The 815-nt window shown below is 46.4% G+C and carries 1 pseudogene; it reads left to right on the forward strand.

Annotated features, from left to right (window positions below):
- Positions 1 to 815: pseudogene (locus AB5935_RS26075) on the forward strand (disulfide reductase); the annotation flags it as partial.

Raw genomic sequence — 815 nt, forward strand, 5'->3', positions numbered from 1 at the left:
CCGGTTGCGGACTTTGTACGACTAAATGTCCCAACAAAAAGATACCGAGCGAATTTAATGCCGGTTTGGGAATGCGTACAGCTATTTATGTTCCTTTTCCGCAAGCAGTGCCCAATAAACCGGTGATTGATAAAGAACATTGTACCCATTATCGCAATGGTAAATGCGGAGTCTGTGAAAAGCTATGTCCTACGGGGGCTATCCGTTTCGGACAAGAGGACCGTATTATCACCGAAGAAGTCGGAGCGATTGTAGTAACTACAGGATTCAATGTGTTGAATACAGACTTTTTTCCCGAATATGGATATGGGAAATATAAAGATGTCATTACCGGATTGCAGTTTGAGCGTCTGGCATCGGCTTCCGGTCCTACATTCGGAGAGATTCGCCGTCCGTCTGACGGACAGATTCCTCAAAAGATTGTATTTGTAGCCTGTGCCGGTTCCCGTGATCCGGCCAAAGGAATTCCTTATTGCTCTAAGATATGCTGTATGTACACAGCCAAACATGCGATGCTTTATCAGCACAAGGTGCATGGTGGCGAATCGTACGTGTTCTATATGGATATTCGTGCCGGAGGAAAGAATTATGAAGAATTTGTGCGCCGTGCCATTGAAGAGGATGGAGTGAATTACGTCCGTGGTCGCGTCGCCCGTATATATGAGAAGAACGGTAAATTGATTGTTAAAGGAGTAGACACCCTGTTGGGAGCATCACCTGTCGAGATAGAAGCTGACATGGTAGTGCTTGCTACAGCGGGAGTTGCCAACAAGGGAGCGGAAGAACTGGCGCAGAAGATGCACATTTCTTATGAC

It is taken from the genome of Phocaeicola sp. RTP21198st1_B8_RTP21198_201120, assembly GCF_040929485.1.
GTDB classification, from domain to species: Bacteria; Bacteroidota; Bacteroidia; order Bacteroidales; family Bacteroidaceae; genus Phocaeicola; species Phocaeicola dorei.